Source organism: Acidiphilium sp. 34-64-41 (assembly GCF_002282635.1).
GTDB classification, from domain to species: domain Bacteria; phylum Pseudomonadota; class Alphaproteobacteria; order Acetobacterales; family Acetobacteraceae; genus Acidiphilium; species Acidiphilium rubrum.
The window spans coordinates 92,783-109,189 of sequence record NZ_NCJX01000010.1 but is presented as its reverse complement, the minus strand read 5'-3'; the positions used below and the strand labels follow the sequence as shown (position 1 = coordinate 109,189).

The following is a 16,407-nucleotide window of genomic DNA, read 5'->3' as shown; positions in this document are numbered from 1 at the left end:
ATGATCCCTCCGTCCTCGCGAATCGACAGAAATCATTCAAACACAGCCACAAAAATTTGAGAATCCCCCGCGAGTCAACCGTTTAGCCGGTTGGTATTAGCGGGTGATCGATAGGACGGCGCAATAGGGGCTTGCGTTTCTGTCCGAATCGGATTCTACGATTCTTTGCTGGCGTAGAGCGCGATATCGGCGTGGCGGATTAGCGCTTCGGGTGGTTCGGGATCGGTCGGATAGAACGTGAAACCGAGGCTTGCCGTGACCACGACTGGCTCACCATGATCGAGTTCGATTGGCTGGGCGATGATAGCTGCCAGCCGATCACAAAATCCATCGAGGCGCTCGATGGAATTCAGATCATCGATGATCGGGGCGAATTCATCCCCGCCAAACCGCGCCACGAAATCGCTGTCCCGCAACGCAACGCACCGCGCAGCCGGCGGGCAAGTGTGCGCAACACCGTGTCGCCGCCGGCATGGCCAAAGCGCTCGTTGATCTGTTTGAAGTTATCCAGATCGAGCATGCCGATACCGAGCACCATGGCGTGGCGGCTGGCATGCGCCAACGATAACGGCAGGGTCTCCTCGAAGGCACGTCGATTGGGCAGGTTGGTCAGCTTGTCGTGCCGCGCGATCATGCTCTGGTGCTCGCGCTTGGCCCGCAGCGCCGCCTTCAGATCGATCTCGTCAAGCGCACGGCCCATATTGTTCGCAAGCTGACTGATCATCCGCCTAGTGTCGCCATCGCTCACCGCGTTATCCCCGGAGACCAGGAACAGGACGGCAAACAGCTCCCCGGCGCGGCGGATCGGCGCAGCGGCGGCGGACTGCCAGCCGCCGCGCAGCGCGAACGCGCGCCATGGTTTCAGCCGGGCCAGCGACGCGTAATCATCGACCGTCTGCAACACAAGGGTTTTCCATGCCGAAACACCAAGCAGTTGCTGGCTCTCGTGTTGATCGAGCGGTTGGCGCAGTCGGCGCGTTCGCCGCAGCCTTGCCGTGGGCGATCGCGTAACCGAACATACCATGTTGATCCACCTGTCCGATCGCGGCGCAACTGAACAGATCGGTCGCGCTCAACCGCTTGCAGATATTACGGAGGACCAAGGCTTCGCTGGTCGGATCGAGCAGGGTTTCGACGCCGACCAGCAATGTATCGAGCCGTCGGTTCGCGCGCAGCAACGCTCGGTGGTTCAGGCGATTCTCGATCGCGGTGCCGATCAGCCGGCCGAATTCGTTCAACACGGCAACCGGCCAGTTCTCGAGAAAAAGCGCCGGTTCGCCGGAGTAGAGATTGAGAAAGCGTTGAACCCCGCTCACCCCGGTCAATGGAATCGATGCGCTGACCCGCAAGCCCAGACGGAGCCGATCCTCTCGCCACAGGTCCAACGCGCCATCCGCGACGCCGTCGCCCGATAGCTCGGCATTGCCGCTATGCCATGCGCGGGCGACCGGATCGAGGCGCCGGCTTTGCTCGTGCAGATCGATCATTCGTGCCACATCGCTGACCACGCCTGCGTTCAGGCCACGCACCACCTCCGGCACGAGGCGCCCATCATCGTTCGGGTGGCCGATCCAGGCGGCATCGATCCCGGGAATCGTCATCAGCATATCGAGCAGGATTTCCATGAACCCGATCGGGTCCAACGGCGCGACCAGAAGCTGATCGAGCCCCGGCAGCGACCGCCAGGGCAACTCGGACGTACCAGCGAGCGCCGTGCCAGGAATGATGGCGACTGCGGCGCCAGGTTTCCGCGTCAACGAGGCAATCTCCATGGCTGCGGCAGACCTGATTGTCACGCCGAAACACGCTGGCGATAGCTAACAGCAAAACCTTAACAAATCCGTTTCGCAGCGCAACGATTCTTCAAGATAAGCCGGCCCAATCGTGCGTTTCATTGACGCTGGGCGTAAAAAAACAGAATTATCCGCTATTTGGTTCCTCCTGCTCTTTTGCACTCCAGACATGGGCGCATGACGCATACGATTCGTTAGTGTTGACCTGCCAAACCTGGTCGGGCGGCGTGACCATCCGGCGGCGCAGCCATACCCCGCCCGATCTCGCGGAGCAGTGACCCGATCCAGTTTGATTTCCTGAGTGGTCGGGTTACTCAGACAGCGCAGATCGAAACCGGAGTGCTGGTGTGATGGATCGCGTGGGTATCGTCTTCCTATCGCTAGTACTGCGTTCGCGAATTAGCGACTCGAATCATGCTGCTAGTGCCTTGGGTTCGGTATTGGTGCCGTAACGCCAGCGCGGGAGCGTCGGCGCGGCGTTGCACATCTCGATATAGCGGCGGATTCGCTCGACCAGCTCCACCTTGCTGGCGACGCGAATGCGCCGCAGGACGGATCGGGCCACCTTGGAGAAGAAGATCTCAACATAGTTGAGCCACGACGCGTGGGTCGGGGTGAACACCAGCTCGAACCGGCCCGGCTTGCTGGCAAGGAAGCGCTTGGTTTCACGTGAGCAATGTGCGGAGTGGTTGTCGAGCAGCAGACAGATCAGCATCCCCGCAGGGTAATGCGCATCAAGCCGCTCGAGGAAGGCAATGAACTCGCGCGAGCGATGCCGTTCGGTGACCACATGATGCACGAAGCCGCTCACCAGATCGACCGCCGCAGATAATGTAACCGTACCAAGCCGCTTGTACTCGTGGTCGCGGTGCATCGTGGCATACTTGCCCGGTTTGGGCGGCAGATCGGGTGCCGTCGTCGCGATCGCCTGAATTCCGGGCTTCTCATCATACGAGAGCACGGCAACCGGGCGGTCGGCTTCAGGTATCTCTCGCAGCATCTCGTCCGCGGCATAGACTTCCAGCACCTCGGCCTTACGCATTTCGAAGTTCGGGTCGCGTCGTTGCAGATAATAGCGCATCTTGTGCGGCTTGACCGGCTGGCTGTTCAGCACGTCATGCACTGTGCTGGGTGCGAGTGCGGCGAGGCAGGCATGACCGGCGGCCGGCCCGTGTTCGCGGGCGTGCACCGCCAACAGGCGTAACGTCCATAACTCATGCGGATAGCCGCGCTCTTTGGCTTTGACGCAGGCCTCGCCGATCAGCCAGGTGCGTGCTGCTTCGGTGATATCCGGCCGTCGTCCCGAACGGGGTAGGTCGTCGAGCGCCTCGAGCGGTCCCACCGCAATGACCCGGCGCAGGCAGCGGGTGACGCGCTGGCGATCGATGCCCAGCTTGGCAGCGACCTCGTTGACATCGTTCTGATCCGCCAGGTGCAGGATGACGGCCGAGCGTTCGACATGGTGGGCCGGGGCGGTGCGCGAGCGGGCGAGCTCACTCAATCTGGTGCGGGTTTCTTCGGTCAGGCACAGCACCAATGTGGCGGCTTTGCGCGGCATGCGAGGTCTCCCGGATTGATTGAGCAACCAACTGCCGGTTGCTTGGCGCAACGCCTATGGTCAGGTCAACAGGGTTGGAAATACGACTCGCTTGCGATCCGATCCAACGCTTCCATCAACGACAGGCGCTCGCCCACGCAATGCCATTCGCCGGTGTGGCGGTGCCACATAAGATCGAAGCAATCCCGGCGGGCATAGTCCAGGCGGGCGAAGGGGGCGTCGAATTCGGTCTTCAGCGACGCTGGATCGTCCGAGCGGTAGCGCGTAAAGAACCGGTATTTGTTGCCGAGCCATTTGCCCTCGATGGCGACCGGGTAGTTGAACATGGTCGAGGGGCAAATCTCAGGGAGAAAGCGCGGCCGCAGTTGCCCAGCAATCAGCCTCTCGCAGGCTGCCGTGATCGCTGCCTTCTCCGCGGGCGACGGTTTGTTACCCGCCCGCCCGCCGACATACATCCAGACCCGCTTCGCCACCGCCGTTCCGAGAATTTACCCCGTTCTTTTACCCGATCCTCCTCGACGCTGTCACCCGCTCCGCCGGCACACAGTTTCGATCAATAATTCCGAATCGCAGTACTAGTCATCGTCGCGCTGTCGGCGCCGCTGATCCTGCGGCTCGTGCCGCCCAATCCGTTTTATGGCCTGCGGACCAGCCGGAGCATGGCGGATGAAGGGCTCTGGTATCAGGTCAACGCCTTTGCCGGCCGCGCGTTGACGCTCGCGGCCCTGGTCAGTGTCATCGTGGCCGAACTATCCCCCGACCAATGGTTCACCTGGCCCGGTTTCGGCCTCTGCCTCGCCCTGACGCCCCTAGCAGCCGCCGCCCTGGCAAGTCTGCTCTACGCAACAACCCTCTAAAAAATAAAAGTTTTTTGCTTCTTTTTTACAAAAAAGCAGCCCTTAATCTGTCCTTCGCTTCCTCCGCATCCCGCACGATCTGCGCCTGCAGCGCGGCAAAACTCTCGAACTTACGTTCATCGCGAATGAAATGGTGCAGCGACACCGCCAGATCCTGCCCATACAGGTCGCCGTCGAAATCGAACAGATGCGCCTCCAGCCGCGCGATTGCCCCTTCCGCAACCGTGGGGCGCCGGCCGATATTGGCGACCCCGCGCACCACGCGCCCATCCGGCAGCGTCGCGGTAACCGCGTAAACACCGCGCGCCGGCTCAAGGTGGCGGCCGAGGGCGATATTCGCGGTGGGAAAACCGATCGTGCGGCCCCGCGCATCGCCATGCGCAACGATGCCGCGAATCGTGTGCGGCCGGCCAAGCAGGGCGGCCGCGCGCTCGGGGTAGCCATCCTGCAGCAGGCGGCGGATGCGCGTCGAGGAAATCGGCCCTTCCGCATCATCGAGATGCGGCACAATGGAAAGCCCGATGCCCAGCGCCTCGGCCTCGGTCCGCAGCAGCGCCACATCACCGCCACGCCGGTGGCCAAACGCGAAATCCGCACCGCAGGCGAGGTGGCAGGCGCCGATGCCGCGGTGCAGGATATCACCAATGAAATCGGTCGCCGGACTCATCGCAAACGCGCGGTCGAACCTCAACTCATACAGAATATCGACGCCCTGGGCCTGCAGCGCGGCGGCGCGTTCGGCTTCCAGCGTCAGGCGGAACGGCGGATCGTCCGGGCGAAAAAACTCGCGCGGGTGCGGCGCAAAGCTCAGCACCGCGCGCGGCGCATCCGGCCGCGCCGCATGCGCCGCCTGCAACACCTTGATATGCCCACGGTGCACGCCATCGAAATTCCCCAGCGCGACCGAGGCACCCCGCGCCTCGCCCGGAACCGCGCGCCAGTCGCGAACGATGCGGATCATTCGGCGGCGCGCGGGGTTTCAGCGACCGCAACCACCGCTTCGCCGGGCGGAATCACCACCGCCTCGCCCTCGATCACCACTTTGCCGCGCACCAGGCAGCGCGTGCGCATGGTCGCGCGTTTCCGCTCATGGTCGAGCGCCGCGACTTCAACAACGGCGGTCACCGTATCGCCAATCCGCACCGGCGCGCGAAACCGCATCGACTGGGTGAGATAAATCGTGCCAAGCCCGGGCAGCACGGTGCCGAGCACGGCCGAAATCAGGCTGCCGCACAGCATCCCATGCGCGACGCGGCCCTTGAACAGAGTTTCCGCCGCAAGCTCCTCGTTCAGATGCACCGGGTTGGTATCCATCGAAACGGCGGAGAACAGCAGAATATCGGCCTCGGTGATGGTCTTGCCGAGCGAGGCGGTCTGGCCGATTTGTAACTGTTCGAAGGGAACGCAGGATGGCATGGGCAACTCCAGTGTGCCGGAATGGGTCGGGCGGTGGCACATGGCCCCGGATCGCCCGTTTGGGTCAAGTCTCGGCCGCCGCCTACCCCGGTCATTGGCCAAGCCGGGCCGCGATGGGTATGGTGGCGCGGCCGGTCTGGCCCCGAAAGGATGATTGATGCGCGGTGTGTTGCGGTTCCTGGTTCTGCTGATCGTCGTCCTCGCGATCGCCTATGTCGGTGCCTGGTGGTACGTCCAGGGGCGGATGGCGATGGCGTTTCGCGCGCAGGAGCACATGTTGCGCCAGGCGGGCTGGACCGTGAGCCACGGCGCCACCGCGCGCGGGTCCTCACCGCTGGCGGCGACCTATTCCGTCACCGATCTCACCCTGAGCCCACCCGATCGCGGCCTGCCCACGCCGAAAATCACCCTGCCCAGTTTCGTGATGCGCGCGAAAATCACATCACCCTTCACGCTCGACATCGGCCTCCCGCTCGCCTGGCACGTCGCGATGTCGCAAGGCCCGGCCTTCACGCTGCAATTCACCACCATCAACGATCAATATCACTTCGACCCGAACGCCCTGCTCGACCACGCGCCGGACCCGCTGCGGTCGGGCACGCTGAATTTCACCGGCATGCGGATCGACAGCGCCGACACCAATTTCACCCTGATCAGCCTCGCGTCCCTCCATACCGACTTCACGCGCAACCCCGCCGCCGGGCGCAGCGATACCGCGTTCACCGTGCATGAAACCCTGACCGGCCTTGCTTTGTCGCCGATTTTCGTCACCCTCGCGCACCTGCCGTTCGATGGCAAACTGGCCTCCCTGCAACTGGACGCCGATTTTTCAGGCCCGCAACTGCCGCCGTTCACGCAATCGGTGCTGACCCCCCAGTCCGCCGGCGTGACGACCAACCCGGACGCCGCCATCGCCGCCTGGCAGCAACTCGGCCCCGCGGTGCACGACTGGGCCAAAGGCGGCGGCCACGGTGATTTCACCCTCGCGGTCGATCTCGGTCCCCTCAAGGCCCACACCCACGGCAGTTTCGGCTTCGATACCACCGTGCAGCCCGCCGGCAAGGCGATTCTGGTGGCCGATGGCGTGGGCGCCTTCCTCGGCGACATCGCCAACGCCTATCCGGCAGCGGTGGGCATGATCAGCGCGCTCTCCGCCCAGACCGCCCCCTACATGAGCAAGGCGCCGTCGGATGCCCAGCGCCTGACCGTGAATTTCGCCCTCGCCGGCGGCGTACTGACCGCCAACGGCAAAAAAGCCGCCAATGTGCCGCCGCTGGTCTGGCCGGCGCCGGCGGCAACACCGACCAAGTGACCCACAGCCGCCGATGATCGATGACGAGGACGACGACCGTTCCGCACTGACGACGCGGCAGATGCGGATCACCGCGGTCATCGTCGCAACCGCGCTGTTCATGCAGAATCTCGACAGCACCATCGTCGCCACCGCGCTGCCGGCCATGGCGAAAAGCTTCCACGCCGACCCGCTGCACATGAGCCTGGCACTCACCTCCTATCTGCTTTCGCTCGCGGTGTTCATCCCCGCCTCCGGCTGGTTCGCCGACCGTTTCGGCAGCCGCACGGTGTTCCGCGCCGCGATCCTGATCTTCACGATCGGCTCGGTCCTGTGCGGCCTCGCCCACAGCCTCGGCGAACTCATCGCCGCCCGCATCCTCCAGGGCGTCGGCGGCTCGATGATGGTGCCGGTCGGCCGGCTGCTGCTGCTGAAATCGGTCCGCCGGCGCGACATGCTCGCCGCAACCTCCTGGCTCACCATGCCCGCGCTGATCGGCCCGATCATCGGCCCGCCGCTCGGCGGCTTCATCGTCACCTATGTCTCCTGGCGCTGGACCTTCGACATCAACGTCCCGATCGGGCTGATCGGCATCATTGCCGTCAGCCTGTTCATCCGCGAAGTGCGCGACAGCGAACACGCGGGACGGCTCGATATCATCGGCCTGATCCTGTCCGGCCTCGCGATGGCACTGGTGATGGCCGGCATCGAAACCATCGGCCGCGGCATCATCGCGGTGCCATGGAGCCTCGCCTGCTTCGTGATCGGCGGCGCGTCCGGCTGGGCCTACTGGCGCCACGCGCAGCACCACGAACATCCGGTGCTCGATCTCACCCTGATGAAGATCGACACCTTCGCCAATTCCACCATCGCCGGCAGTTTCTTCCGCGTGCTGGCCGGCGCCATGCCGTTTCTGCTGCCGCTCATGCTGCAACTCGGCTTCGGCGAATCGGCCGCCAAAAGCGGCACCGTCACCTTCGCGGCGGCCATCGGCGCGCTGGCAATGAAGCCGCTCGCCCAGCCCATTTTGCGCCGCTTCGGCTTTCGGATCTCCATGGTCGGCTTCGGCCTGCTCTCGGTCGCCTTCACCGCCGCCTGTGCCGCATTCCGCCCGTCATGGCCGGTCCTCGCCCTCGATGCCGTGCTGCTGATCGGCGGCGTGTTCCGCTCGCTGCAATTCACCGCCTTCAACACCATCGCCTACGCCGACGTGCCGCGCAGCCGCATGAGTGCGGCGACCAGTTTTTACGCAACCTTCCAGCAGATCACCATCACCCTCGGCATCTCGATCGCGGCGGGCTCGCTCGAGGTCGCCACCGCCCTGTCCGGCCACGCAGCCCCCAGCATCGCCGATTATTCCTGGGCCTTCATCATCATCAGCGCGATCGGCCTGATCTCGGTGCCGATCTGCGCGCGCCTCGCCGCCGAAGCGGGCGACGATGTCAGCGGCCACCACGCCGCACCGGCGCCGCACATTGACCTGCCGTCAGGCCCGCGCCAGTAGGAGCGCCGATGATCGAACCTCTGGGAAGCATGGGATTGGTCCGCCGGCTCTGGCGCGACCATATCCGCCATTATCGCGGCCGCGTCGCCCTCATCGTGGTGGCAACGCTGATCATGTCCGGCACCACCGCCCTCTATCCCGCGCTGATCGACCGCGCCTTCACCATGTTCGCCAAGCGCGATCCCCGCATCCTGTATCAAGTGCCGGTCATCGTGTTCACCGTCACGGTCATCAAGGCGCTCGCGCAATATGCGCAGACGCTGCTGACCCAGCAGGTCGTGCTCGGCACCATCCGCCGCCTGCAAGGCTCGATGTTCGCCCACCTGACCGATGCCGAGCTCGCCCGCGTCGATCGCGAACCCCCCGCGGCCCTCGCGGCGCGCTTCACCACCGATGCCACGGTGATCCGCGAGGCGATGAACCGCGCGGTCAACGGCATCGCCGATGCGTTCACCCTGGTCGGTCTGATCGCCACCATGATCTGGATCGACTGGTCCCTGAGCCTGATCGCCGCCGTGCTCTACCCGCTGGCCGGCCTGCCGATCCAGCGGATCGGCCGGCGCATCCGCCGCGCCTCCGGCGGCATGCAGGAGCGCATGGGCGAAGCCGCCTCGATGCTGAACGAAAGCTTCGCCCAGGCCCGCACCGTGCGCGCCTACGGGCTGGAAGCGCAAGAGCGCCGCCGCGCCGAGCGCGCGTTCGACCAATTGTACCGCGCCCTGATGCGCATGATCCGCGGCCGCGCCGCACTCGACCCGATGCTGGAAGTGCTGGGCGGCCTCGCCATCGCGCTGGTGATCGGCTTTGCCGGCTGGCGCCACGCCGCCGGCGCGTCCGGCATCGGCAATTTCACCGGCTTCGTCGCCGCCTTGCTCATCGCATCCCGCCCGCTGCGCGCGCTCGGCACCATGAACGCGGCGGTGCAGGAGGGCATGGCCGGGCTGGAGCGCGTCTACCGCGTGATCGACGAACCGGATGCCGCGCACGAACCCCCCGGTGCGCCACCTCTGCCGCCCGGCCCCGGCAGGCTCGAGTTTCGCCACGTCGGCTTCGCCTATCCGGATGGCCGGCCCGGTCTGCGCGATCTGTCGTTCATCGCCGAACCAGGCCGAACCCTCGCCCTGGTCGGTGCCTCGGGCGCCGGCAAATCGACCGCGCTGGCCCTGATCCCCCGCCTCTACGACCTCGATCGCGGCAGCATCCTGATCGACGGCGCGGATATCGGCCAGGTCTCGCTCGCCAGCCTGCGCCGCGCGCTGGCCTATGTCGGCCAGGATTCGTTACTGTTCGACGATACCGTGGCCGCCAACATCGGCATGGGCCGGCCGGACGCGACGATGGCGGAAATCGAGGCAGCGGCCAACGCGGCGGCGGCGCAATTCATCGCGGCACTGCCGGACGGCTTCGAAACCCGCGTCGGCGTCAACGGCCAACGCCTGTCCGGCGGCCAGCGCCAGCGGGTGGCGCTGGCACGCGCCCTGCTGCGCGACCCGCGCATCCTGCTGCTCGATGAAGCGACCAGCGCGCTCGATGCCGAAAGCGAAGCCGCCGTGCAGCAAGCCCTCGCGCGGCTCCGCCGGGGCCGCACCACCATCGTGGTCGCGCATCGCCTGGCCACGGTGCGCGATGCCGACCTGATCGTGGTAATGGCGGATGGCGGCGTGCTGGAATGCGGCACGCATGAAGACCTCCTCGCCGAAGACGGGGCTTTCGCACGGCTGGTGCGCGCGCAGGCGCTCGCCTGATCACCGTCATCCAACCCCTAACAAAAACTCTAACAAAACGCTTTCGCACCCCCACCCACCCGGCCTAAGGTGCCGGCGTGTCAGAAACCCGCGCCCCTTTCACGATCGAATGCTTCGCCGTCATCATGGACGCGCTCTGCACGGTCGTCGCCGAAAAAGGCCGCGCCGCCTACATCCCCGCCCCGATGGTCCATTTGATCTGGACCCGCCTGCGCAACCTCACCGCCCGCTTCCTCGCAGCGTTAGCGCGCGGCCCCGTCCCACCCCGCAAACCCCGCCCGATCACCAAACCCGCAGTCACACCCGAAACCGCACCAGAAACCGAGCCACCGTCCAAGCCGCGCCGCAAACGCCTCACCCTGCCGTGCCGCGAATCCTGGCTCTACCGCCTGCTCCCCGAAACCGGCTTCGCCCGCTTCAGCCTGCAACACCTGCTGTCCGACCCCGAATTCGCCGGCTTTCTAGCCGCCAACCCCAGACTCGTCCGCATCCTGACCCCGCTCTACAACGCCATGGGCATCGACCTCCCCACCGAACCGCCGTTCGCGCCCAACCTGCCGCCGATCGCCGATTCCCGCCGCCACATCATCTTCGGCGCGCCAGAACCCAGCCACGACGACGCCCCAAATCCACCCGATGATTGCAAATTTCGACCCGCCTGACCCCACATTTCCGCACGCCTATATTGTTACGATATCGCAACAAAATATGACCCGATCGCTCTAAACCAGCCGATCCACCCGCAACCGCTCCCGCCCATCCGTCAACCGCGCCATCGCGAAATACGCAGCCCCCACCGCAGCAATCCCCGTCGCCCCCGCCAGCAGAAACATCAACAGGATCTGATATTTCACCGCCTCGATCGGCGACAACCCCGCCAGAATCTGCCCGGTCATGATCCCCGGCAACGTCACGATCCCCGCCGCCGACATCACATTGATGATCGGCAGAATCCCCCGCCGCACTGCCGCCCGGATCAACGGTTTCGTGGCCTCGCCAAACCGCACCCCCAGCGCCAGTTGCGCCTCGATCGCGGATCGCTCGCGCATCACCCCCGAAAGCAGCGCATCCAGCGATAACGAAGCCGCATTCAACGCATTGCCCAGCATGATCCCGGCCAGCGGAATCGCATACCGCGCCGCATACCACGGGTGCGGCCGCAGCGCCGTCGCCAGCGCAAAAGTCGCCGTCACAAACGTCGCCAGCGCCACCGCCGAAAGCCCGGCAATCTGGTTGCCATACCGCACCAACCGCCGCTCCGGCCGCGCCGCCACCTCCCGCCCGGCAATCGCCACCATTACCAGAATCAGACCCAGGGTGAGGGCAGGAGTGTCGATCGCGAACACATAGCGCAACAAATACCCCACCAGCACCAGCTGCACCGCGCACCGCACCGCCGCCACCAGCACCTGCTTGTGCAGCCGCAACCCCAGCCAGACCGAAACCACCGCATCCAGCACCACCAGCGACGATGCCACCAGCAGATCGACCGGCGTCAGTAAAATCGGACTCATGCCGGACTCAAAACCCCCGCCGCCAAATGATACCGCCGCGCCCCCAGCCGCCCCGCCTGCGCCATGTCATGCGTCACGATCATCACCGAAACCCCCGCCCGCAACCGGTCCAGCAAAATCCCCTCCACCAACGCCGTCGCGTGCGGATCGAGCGCCCCGGTCGGCTCATCGAGCAGCAAAACCGCAGGCTCGTTCAACAAAATCCGGATCAACGCCAGCCGCATCCGCTCGCCGGTCGAAAGCCGATGCACCGGCTGATCGAGCAATTTCACCTCCAGCGCCAGCCCCGGCATCAACGCCTCGGCCCCCGCCCGATCCGGAAAATGCGCCGCCGTCTCGTCATGCCACCACCCCGGCTCCGCCGCGAGATACGCCACGCGCCGCCGCCAGGCCGGCGCCGCCATTTGCGCCCGCGCCACCCCATCGAGCGAAACGTCGCCCTCATGCGGGTCCAGATCCGCAATCATCCGCAACAATACCGATTTCCCGGCGCCCGACGGGCCGGTAATCGCCATCGCCTCGCCGGCGCCTAGCGAAAAATCAAATGGGCCGCCGGCGGCGCCGGTTAGGCCCTCGGCTGCTAGTCTCATGGCGAGAAGGCATAGGAAGCACTTCTTTTTTTGTAAAAAAAGAAGCAAAAAAACTTTTTGACTTTGGGACGGTGCTGTTGGGGACGCCCGTGGCCCAGATGAACGAAAGTTTTTTGCTTCTTTTTTACAAAAAAGAAGCCTTCCTTCCCCCTCACTCCGCTATCCCAAACGCCGCCAGCATCCGCGCCTCCGCCCGCATCCCGCGATGAAAGCAATTCATCTCGAATTTCTCGTTCGGCGAATGAATGCAATCATCATCCAGCCCAAATCCCACCAGCAGCGTCTGCAACCCCAACTGCCGCTCGAACGCCTCCACCACCGGAATCGAAGCGCCACACCCGGCCAGCACCGGCGCCTTGCCGAACTCATCCGCCAGCGCCCGCCGCGCCGCCCGCACGAACGGCGCATCGATCGGCACCATCAGTCCCGGCGAAGCGCCATAGACCTGAAAATGCGCCTGCGCATCCGGCAGCAACCGCTGCTGCACGAACGCGCGAAACCCATCGATCACCCGCGCCGGGTCCTGCCCCGGCACCAGCCGGAACGTCAGCTTCGCCCCCGCCTCCGCCGGAATCACCGTCTTGGTGCCATCACCCTGATAGCCGCCGAAAATCCCGTTGATCTCCGCGGTCGGCCGCGCCCAATTCTGCTCCAGCACCGAAAACCCGTGCTCACCGCTCGCCTGTTGCAACCCGATCCCGCCGAGCCAACCCGCCTCGTCGAACCCGGTCGCCCGCCACGATGCCTGCACATCGGCCGGAATTTCGGCAATCCCGTCATAAAATCCCGGAATCGCAATCCGCCCCGTCGCATCGAACAAATCGCCCAGAATCCGCGTCAACGCGCGGATCGGGTTGAGCGCCGGCCCGCCGAACAACCCCGAATGCAAATCGCGGTTCGGCCCGGTGATCTTCACCTCCACCGCCGCCAGCCCGCGCAAACTTGTGGTGATCGCCGGCGTGTCGCGGTTCCACATATTGGTATCGGCCACCAGCACGAAATCCGCCGCCAGCGCCGCTCGCTCGGCCTCCAGCATCGCATCGAGCGAAGGACTGCCGCACTCCTCCTCGCCTTCGAGCAGCACCGTCAGATTGACCGGCAACCCCTCGTTCACCGCCAGATGCGCGCGGATCGCCTCCAGCACCATCATCACCTGGCCCTTGTCGTCCACCGCCCCGCGCGCCACCACGCGCGGCCCGCCCGGTCCATCCACCAGTTGCGGATCGAACGGATCGGCATGCCACAACCCGATCGGGTCGGCCGGCTGCACATCGTAATGCCCATAAAACAACACCCGCGGCGCATTGCCCCCGGCATGATGATGCGTCGCAATCACCCCCGGCAAACCCACCGTCTCCGCCAGCCGCGCCTCGAACCCCATGCCCGCCAGCAGATCCCGCATATGCTCGGCCGCTCGAATGCAATCGCCCTTATGCGCCGCCTGCGCGCTGATCGAAGGGATGCGCAACAAATCGAACCACCGTGCCCGCGATGCATCGATATTGGCATCGATATGCGCCAGAACCGCCTCGATCGATGAATTGTTCATTGCCCACCCCCTTGGTTATGGTGGATGAGAGATAGTCGCGGCACATGGAACAGGGAAGGGCAGGGGATGAGCGGATTTACGTTGCGAGCGCATGAAAAGGACGACGCCCCCGCCACCGCCGCCCTGCTGATGCGCCCCGCGGTCCGCCACGGCACCATGGTCTTCGCACCCTACACGCCGCTCGCCACCGCCACCGAGCACATGGCAGCACCGGTCAACGGCGCCAACATCGTCGCGGTCAGCGATTCCCACGCCATGGCCCGCCTGATCGACCCGCCGCACTACGTCGCCACCCCATGACCGACCTCGCCATCCGCGCCCGCGAACCATCCGATGCCGCCGCCATCGCCGCAATGCCGCAATCATGAACCTCCACGGCCTCCGCCGCCGCCGCCATGGTCGCGAACCTGCCGTCCCATCATCGCGACCCGTTCGACCATCTGCTGCTCGCCCAGGCCATGACCGAACCGGCCCGCCTCTACACGGCCGATCCCATCCTCGCCCGCTATTCCGAACTCGTCACGCTGATCGGCTGACCCACGCCGCATGCCAGTCCCGCAGCATCGCCAGCGTCACCATGCCGCCCTCGATCGCCCGATTATGCGTCTCGAAATCGCCCAGATGCGCCACGGTTCGCAGGGCGGTCGAAAAATCCTGCCCATCCGTGTAAGGGCTCACGGTGATCACACACCCCAACCCCGCCGCCCGCGCCGACTCCAAACCGTTACGCGAATCCTCGATCGCCAGGCACGCATCCGCCGCCAGCCCCAGCCGTTCCAGCGCCAGCGCGTACACATCCAGCGCCGGCTTCTTGCGCGCCACCTCGTCCCCCGCGGCAATCGCGGTGAACCAGCCCACCGCATCCGGCGCGAAGGCCGATTGCAGCAGCGCGTCGACATTCGGCCGGCTGGTCGTGGTCGCAATCGCACAGAGCACGCCGGACGCCCGCGCCTCATCGATCAACCGCAGCACCCCCGGCCGCGGCCCGAGCGCGCCCTCGGCCATCCGTTCGGTATAGAGCGCGGTCTTGCGCTCGTGGATCTGGCGTATCCCCGCCGGCGGAATGTCCACGCTGCCATCGAACTCGTCGATATAGTATTTGATCCGCTCCTTGCCGCCGGTCACCGCCAGCAATTCGCGATACAGCGCCTGATCCCAATCCCAATCCAGCCCGAATTCGGCAAAACTCGCGTTAAAGCAGATCCGGTGCAACTCCTCGGTCTCCGCCAGCGTGCCATCGACATCGAAAATCAGCGCGCGCAACGCCGTCATCAGAACAACCCCGCCCCGGTCAGCCCGCCATATACCCCGAGCGACGCGGTGATCACCGACAGAAAAATCGTCACCGCCATATACCAGCCCTTGAGCTTCAAATGCGCCGGCAACGCATAAAGCCCCAGCATCACCAGAAACCCGAGCACCAGCGGCAGCAGCAGCGCGTTCATCACCTCGACCGCGATGTTCAGAATAACCAAATTCGGCACCACCGCGACCAGCACCGCCCCCATGATCAGGCAAGCCGCATAGACCCCGTAGAACCATTTGGCCTGCAGCGGATGATCCTCGAGCGAGCGGCGATACCCGGCGACCTCGCCCAACCCCCAGGCCAGCGCGAGCGATGCCACGATCGCCGCAACCAGCGCCGCCCCCAGCACGCCGATCCCGAACACCAGTTTCCCCACCGTAACGCCCAGAAACGGCGTCAGCGCATTGGCGATATCGCCCACCGAATTCAGGCTCGCGGTCGGGTCGTGCCGGCCGATCGTCGCCGCCGTCGCCACCAGCACGGCCGCCATCACCAATTGCGTCACCACCGCCCCGATCGCGGTATCCCAGCGCGCGTATCTGAAATCGGCCGGCGTGAGTTTCTTATCGGCCACCGCCGATTGCTGATAAAAAATCATCCACGGCATGATCACCGCCCCGATATTCGCGGCCACCAGATACATATACCCGGCATTACCCAGCGCCGGCCGGAACGTCTGATCCGCAATCGCGGTCAGGCTCGGGTGCGAGACGAAGGCGATGCCGAAAAACACGAATTCGAACAGCCCCAGCGCAATCGCCACCCGCTCGACCCGGCGATACGATCCGGTGAACGCCACCACCAGCAGAAACACCACCGCCAGCGTCAGCGTCACACCGCGCGGCACGCCGTACAACTCGCCCACGCCCGCCACGCCGGAAAACTCCGACAGCAGCGCCCCCACCGTCGCCACCGCGAGCCCTGCCGCCGAAAGCCAGGCCCAACCCTTGCCGAACGTATCGCGGATCAACTCGCCATGGCCCTTGCCGGTGAAAATCCCCAGCCGCACCGTCAATTCCTGCACCACGTACAAAATCGGCATCAGAATGAATTGCAGCAGCAGCAGCCGATAGCCCCACGCGACCCCGGATTGCGATGCCGTGATGATGCTGCCGACCTCGGTATCGGCCAGCATCACCACCAGCCCCGGCCCGAACACCGCCAGAAACGGCAGGCGCCGGCGGCGTTGCTGCGGGCGTGTGGTGGTCTGCGACAAGGCGATCTCCTGGCGTCAAAGGTTGAGAATTATTCTCATTTGAACGCGTTCCGGATATCGGACGGCCC

General features: G+C 65.0%; 19 protein-coding genes. 7 read left to right on the top strand and 12 right to left on the bottom strand.

Features of this window, described 5'->3' with window-relative positions; translation table 11 throughout:
• Positions 1-155: 155 nt before the first annotated feature.
• The 5 genes from B7X49_RS03320 to B7X49_RS03300 all read right to left on the bottom strand — a co-directional run bounded on the left by B7X49_RS03320 (position 156) and on the right by B7X49_RS03300 (position 3,824).
• Complete coding sequence (locus B7X49_RS03320) at positions 156-398, bottom strand: diguanylate cyclase domain-containing protein (protein WP_286702514.1); 243 nt, start codon at positions 396-398, stop codon at positions 156-158.
• Complete coding sequence (locus tag B7X49_RS03315; RefSeq protein WP_286838253.1) at positions 350-904, bottom strand: sensor domain-containing diguanylate cyclase; 555 nt, start codon at positions 902-904, stop codon at positions 350-352. Before B7X49_RS03315 ends, B7X49_RS03320 begins: the two co-directional genes overlap by 49 nt.
• Complete coding sequence (locus tag B7X49_RS03310) at positions 885-1,796, bottom strand: hypothetical protein (protein ID WP_286702516.1); 912 nt, start codon at positions 1,794-1,796, stop codon at positions 885-887. Before B7X49_RS03310 ends, B7X49_RS03315 begins: the two co-directional genes overlap by 20 nt.
• Positions 1,797-2,205: 409 nt before the next feature.
• Complete coding sequence (locus tag B7X49_RS03305) at positions 2,206-3,351, bottom strand: IS630 family transposase (RefSeq protein ID WP_286702517.1); 1,146 nt, start codon at positions 3,349-3,351, stop codon at positions 2,206-2,208.
• A 65-nt stretch (positions 3,352-3,416) separates the two neighbouring features.
• Complete coding sequence (locus B7X49_RS03300; protein ID WP_286702518.1) at positions 3,417-3,824, bottom strand: hypothetical protein; 408 nt, start codon at positions 3,822-3,824, stop codon at positions 3,417-3,419.
• A 144-nt stretch (positions 3,825-3,968) separates the two neighbouring features.
• On the opposite strand from B7X49_RS03300, the gene B7X49_RS03295 reads away from it, so the two are divergent.
• The gene (locus B7X49_RS03295; protein WP_286702519.1) at positions 3,969-4,208 is read left to right on the top strand and encodes an SdpI family protein; all 240 of its coding nucleotides are present in this window, start codon (positions 3,969-3,971) and stop codon (positions 4,206-4,208) included.
• Positions 4,209-4,233: 25 nt separating this feature from the next.
• Here B7X49_RS03295 and B7X49_RS03290 read toward each other — a convergent pair whose 3' ends face one another.
• Together B7X49_RS03290 and B7X49_RS03285 are read right to left on the bottom strand one after the other, a co-directional pair.
• On the bottom strand, positions 4,234-5,169 hold the full coding sequence (locus B7X49_RS03290; protein WP_286702520.1) for a bifunctional riboflavin kinase/FAD synthetase: 936 nt from the start codon (positions 5,167-5,169) through the stop codon (positions 4,234-4,236).
• Positions 5,166-5,624, bottom strand: a complete 459-nt coding sequence (locus B7X49_RS03285; protein WP_035228688.1) for a MaoC family dehydratase — start codon at positions 5,622-5,624, stop codon at positions 5,166-5,168. The genes B7X49_RS03290 and B7X49_RS03285 overlap by 4 nt, the downstream gene beginning before the upstream one ends.
• Before the next feature lie 157 nt (positions 5,625-5,781).
• Here B7X49_RS03285 and B7X49_RS03280 point away from each other — a divergent pair, with 157 nt between their 5' ends.
• The 4 genes from B7X49_RS03280 to B7X49_RS03265 all read left to right on the top strand — a co-directional run bounded on the left by B7X49_RS03280 (position 5,782) and on the right by B7X49_RS03265 (position 10,826).
• Positions 5,782-6,936 (top strand): DUF2125 domain-containing protein, encoded by a 1,155-nt coding sequence (locus B7X49_RS03280; protein WP_286702521.1) that lies wholly within the window; start codon positions 5,782-5,784, stop codon positions 6,934-6,936.
• Positions 6,937-6,949: 13 nt separating this feature from the next.
• Positions 6,950-8,419, top strand: a complete 1,470-nt coding sequence (locus B7X49_RS03275) for an MFS transporter (RefSeq protein ID WP_286702522.1) — start codon at positions 6,950-6,952, stop codon at positions 8,417-8,419.
• Between the two features lie 8 nt (positions 8,420-8,427).
• Positions 8,428-10,164, top strand: coding sequence for an ABC transporter ATP-binding protein (locus B7X49_RS03270; protein WP_286702523.1), 1,737 nt, complete (start codon positions 8,428-8,430; stop codon positions 10,162-10,164).
• Between the two features lie 77 nt (positions 10,165-10,241).
• Complete coding sequence (locus tag B7X49_RS03265) at positions 10,242-10,826, top strand: hypothetical protein (RefSeq protein ID WP_286702524.1); 585 nt, start codon at positions 10,242-10,244, stop codon at positions 10,824-10,826.
• A gap of 60 nt (positions 10,827-10,886) precedes the next feature.
• Here the strand turns inward: B7X49_RS03265 and B7X49_RS03260 are convergent, their stop codons facing one another.
• The 3 genes from B7X49_RS03260 to B7X49_RS03250 all read right to left on the bottom strand — a co-directional run bounded on the left by B7X49_RS03260 (position 10,887) and on the right by B7X49_RS03250 (position 13,817).
• Entirely contained in the window at positions 10,887-11,678 is a 792-nt protein-coding gene (locus B7X49_RS03260; RefSeq protein ID WP_029311584.1) for an ABC transporter permease, read from the bottom strand.
• A complete protein-coding gene (locus tag B7X49_RS03255) occupies positions 11,675-12,268 on the bottom strand; it encodes an ATP-binding cassette domain-containing protein (protein ID WP_286702525.1) in 594 nt (197 codons plus the stop codon). The genes B7X49_RS03260 and B7X49_RS03255 overlap by 4 nt, the downstream gene beginning before the upstream one ends.
• Positions 12,269-12,419: 151 nt before the next feature.
• Positions 12,420-13,817, bottom strand: a complete 1,398-nt coding sequence (locus B7X49_RS03250) for a dipeptidase (protein ID WP_286702526.1) — start codon at positions 13,815-13,817, stop codon at positions 12,420-12,422.
• 66 nt (positions 13,818-13,883) lie between these two features.
• Here B7X49_RS03250 and B7X49_RS03245 point away from each other — a divergent pair, with 66 nt between their 5' ends.
• Together B7X49_RS03245 and B7X49_RS03240 are read left to right on the top strand one after the other, a co-directional pair.
• Positions 13,884-14,117 carry a hypothetical protein gene (locus B7X49_RS03245; RefSeq protein ID WP_286702527.1) on the top strand — a complete coding sequence of 78 codons (234 nt, stop codon included), beginning with the start codon at positions 13,884-13,886 and terminating at the stop codon, positions 14,115-14,117.
• 95 nt (positions 14,118-14,212) lie between these two features.
• Positions 14,213-14,353, top strand: coding sequence for a hypothetical protein (locus tag B7X49_RS03240; protein ID WP_286702528.1), 141 nt, complete (start codon positions 14,213-14,215; stop codon positions 14,351-14,353).
• Here B7X49_RS03240 and B7X49_RS03235 read toward each other — a convergent pair.
• Both B7X49_RS03235 and B7X49_RS03230 read right to left on the bottom strand, forming a co-directional pair.
• Positions 14,337-15,089 (bottom strand): HAD-IA family hydrolase, encoded by a 753-nt coding sequence (locus tag B7X49_RS03235; RefSeq protein WP_286702529.1) that lies wholly within the window; start codon positions 15,087-15,089, stop codon positions 14,337-14,339. The genes B7X49_RS03240 and B7X49_RS03235 overlap by 17 nt on opposite strands.
• Entirely contained in the window at positions 15,089-16,339 is a 1,251-nt protein-coding gene (locus tag B7X49_RS03230) for an NRAMP family divalent metal transporter (RefSeq protein WP_286702530.1), read from the bottom strand. Before B7X49_RS03230 ends, B7X49_RS03235 begins: the two co-directional genes overlap by 1 nt.
• Between the last annotated feature and the right edge of the window lie 68 nt (positions 16,340-16,407).

Excerpts from the sequence above, each read along its gene's own strand:
- B7X49_RS03235 (WP_286702529.1), bottom strand. The coding sequence starts at position 15,089 with ATGACGGCGTTGCGCGCGCTGATTTTCGATGTCGATGGCACGCTGGCG.
- B7X49_RS03270 (WP_286702523.1), top strand. The coding sequence starts at position 8,428 with ATGATCGAACCTCTGGGAAGCATGGGATTGGTCCGCCGGCTCTGGCGC.
- B7X49_RS03255 (WP_286702525.1), bottom strand. The coding sequence starts at position 12,268 with ATGAGACTAGCAGCCGAGGGCCTAACCGGCGCCGCCGGCGGCCCATTT.
- B7X49_RS03290 (WP_286702520.1), bottom strand. The coding sequence starts at position 5,169 with ATGATCCGCATCGTTCGCGACTGGCGCGCGGTTCCGGGCGAGGCGCGG.
- B7X49_RS03250 (WP_286702526.1), bottom strand. The coding sequence starts at position 13,817 with ATGAACAATTCATCGATCGAGGCGGTTCTGGCGCATATCGATGCCAAT.
- B7X49_RS03305 (WP_286702517.1), bottom strand. The coding sequence starts at position 3,351 with ATGCCGCGCAAAGCCGCCACATTGGTGCTGTGCCTGACCGAAGAAACC.
- B7X49_RS03275 (WP_286702522.1), top strand. The coding sequence starts at position 6,950 with ATGATCGATGACGAGGACGACGACCGTTCCGCACTGACGACGCGGCAG.
- B7X49_RS03260 (WP_029311584.1), bottom strand. The coding sequence starts at position 11,678 with ATGAGTCCGATTTTACTGACGCCGGTCGATCTGCTGGTGGCATCGTCG.
- B7X49_RS03240 (WP_286702528.1), top strand. The coding sequence starts at position 14,213 with ATGGTCGCGAACCTGCCGTCCCATCATCGCGACCCGTTCGACCATCTG.
- B7X49_RS03245 (WP_286702527.1), top strand. The coding sequence starts at position 13,884 with ATGAGCGGATTTACGTTGCGAGCGCATGAAAAGGACGACGCCCCCGCC.
- B7X49_RS03285 (WP_035228688.1), bottom strand. The coding sequence starts at position 5,624 with ATGCCATCCTGCGTTCCCTTCGAACAGTTACAAATCGGCCAGACCGCC.
- B7X49_RS03280 (WP_286702521.1), top strand. The coding sequence starts at position 5,782 with ATGCGCGGTGTGTTGCGGTTCCTGGTTCTGCTGATCGTCGTCCTCGCG.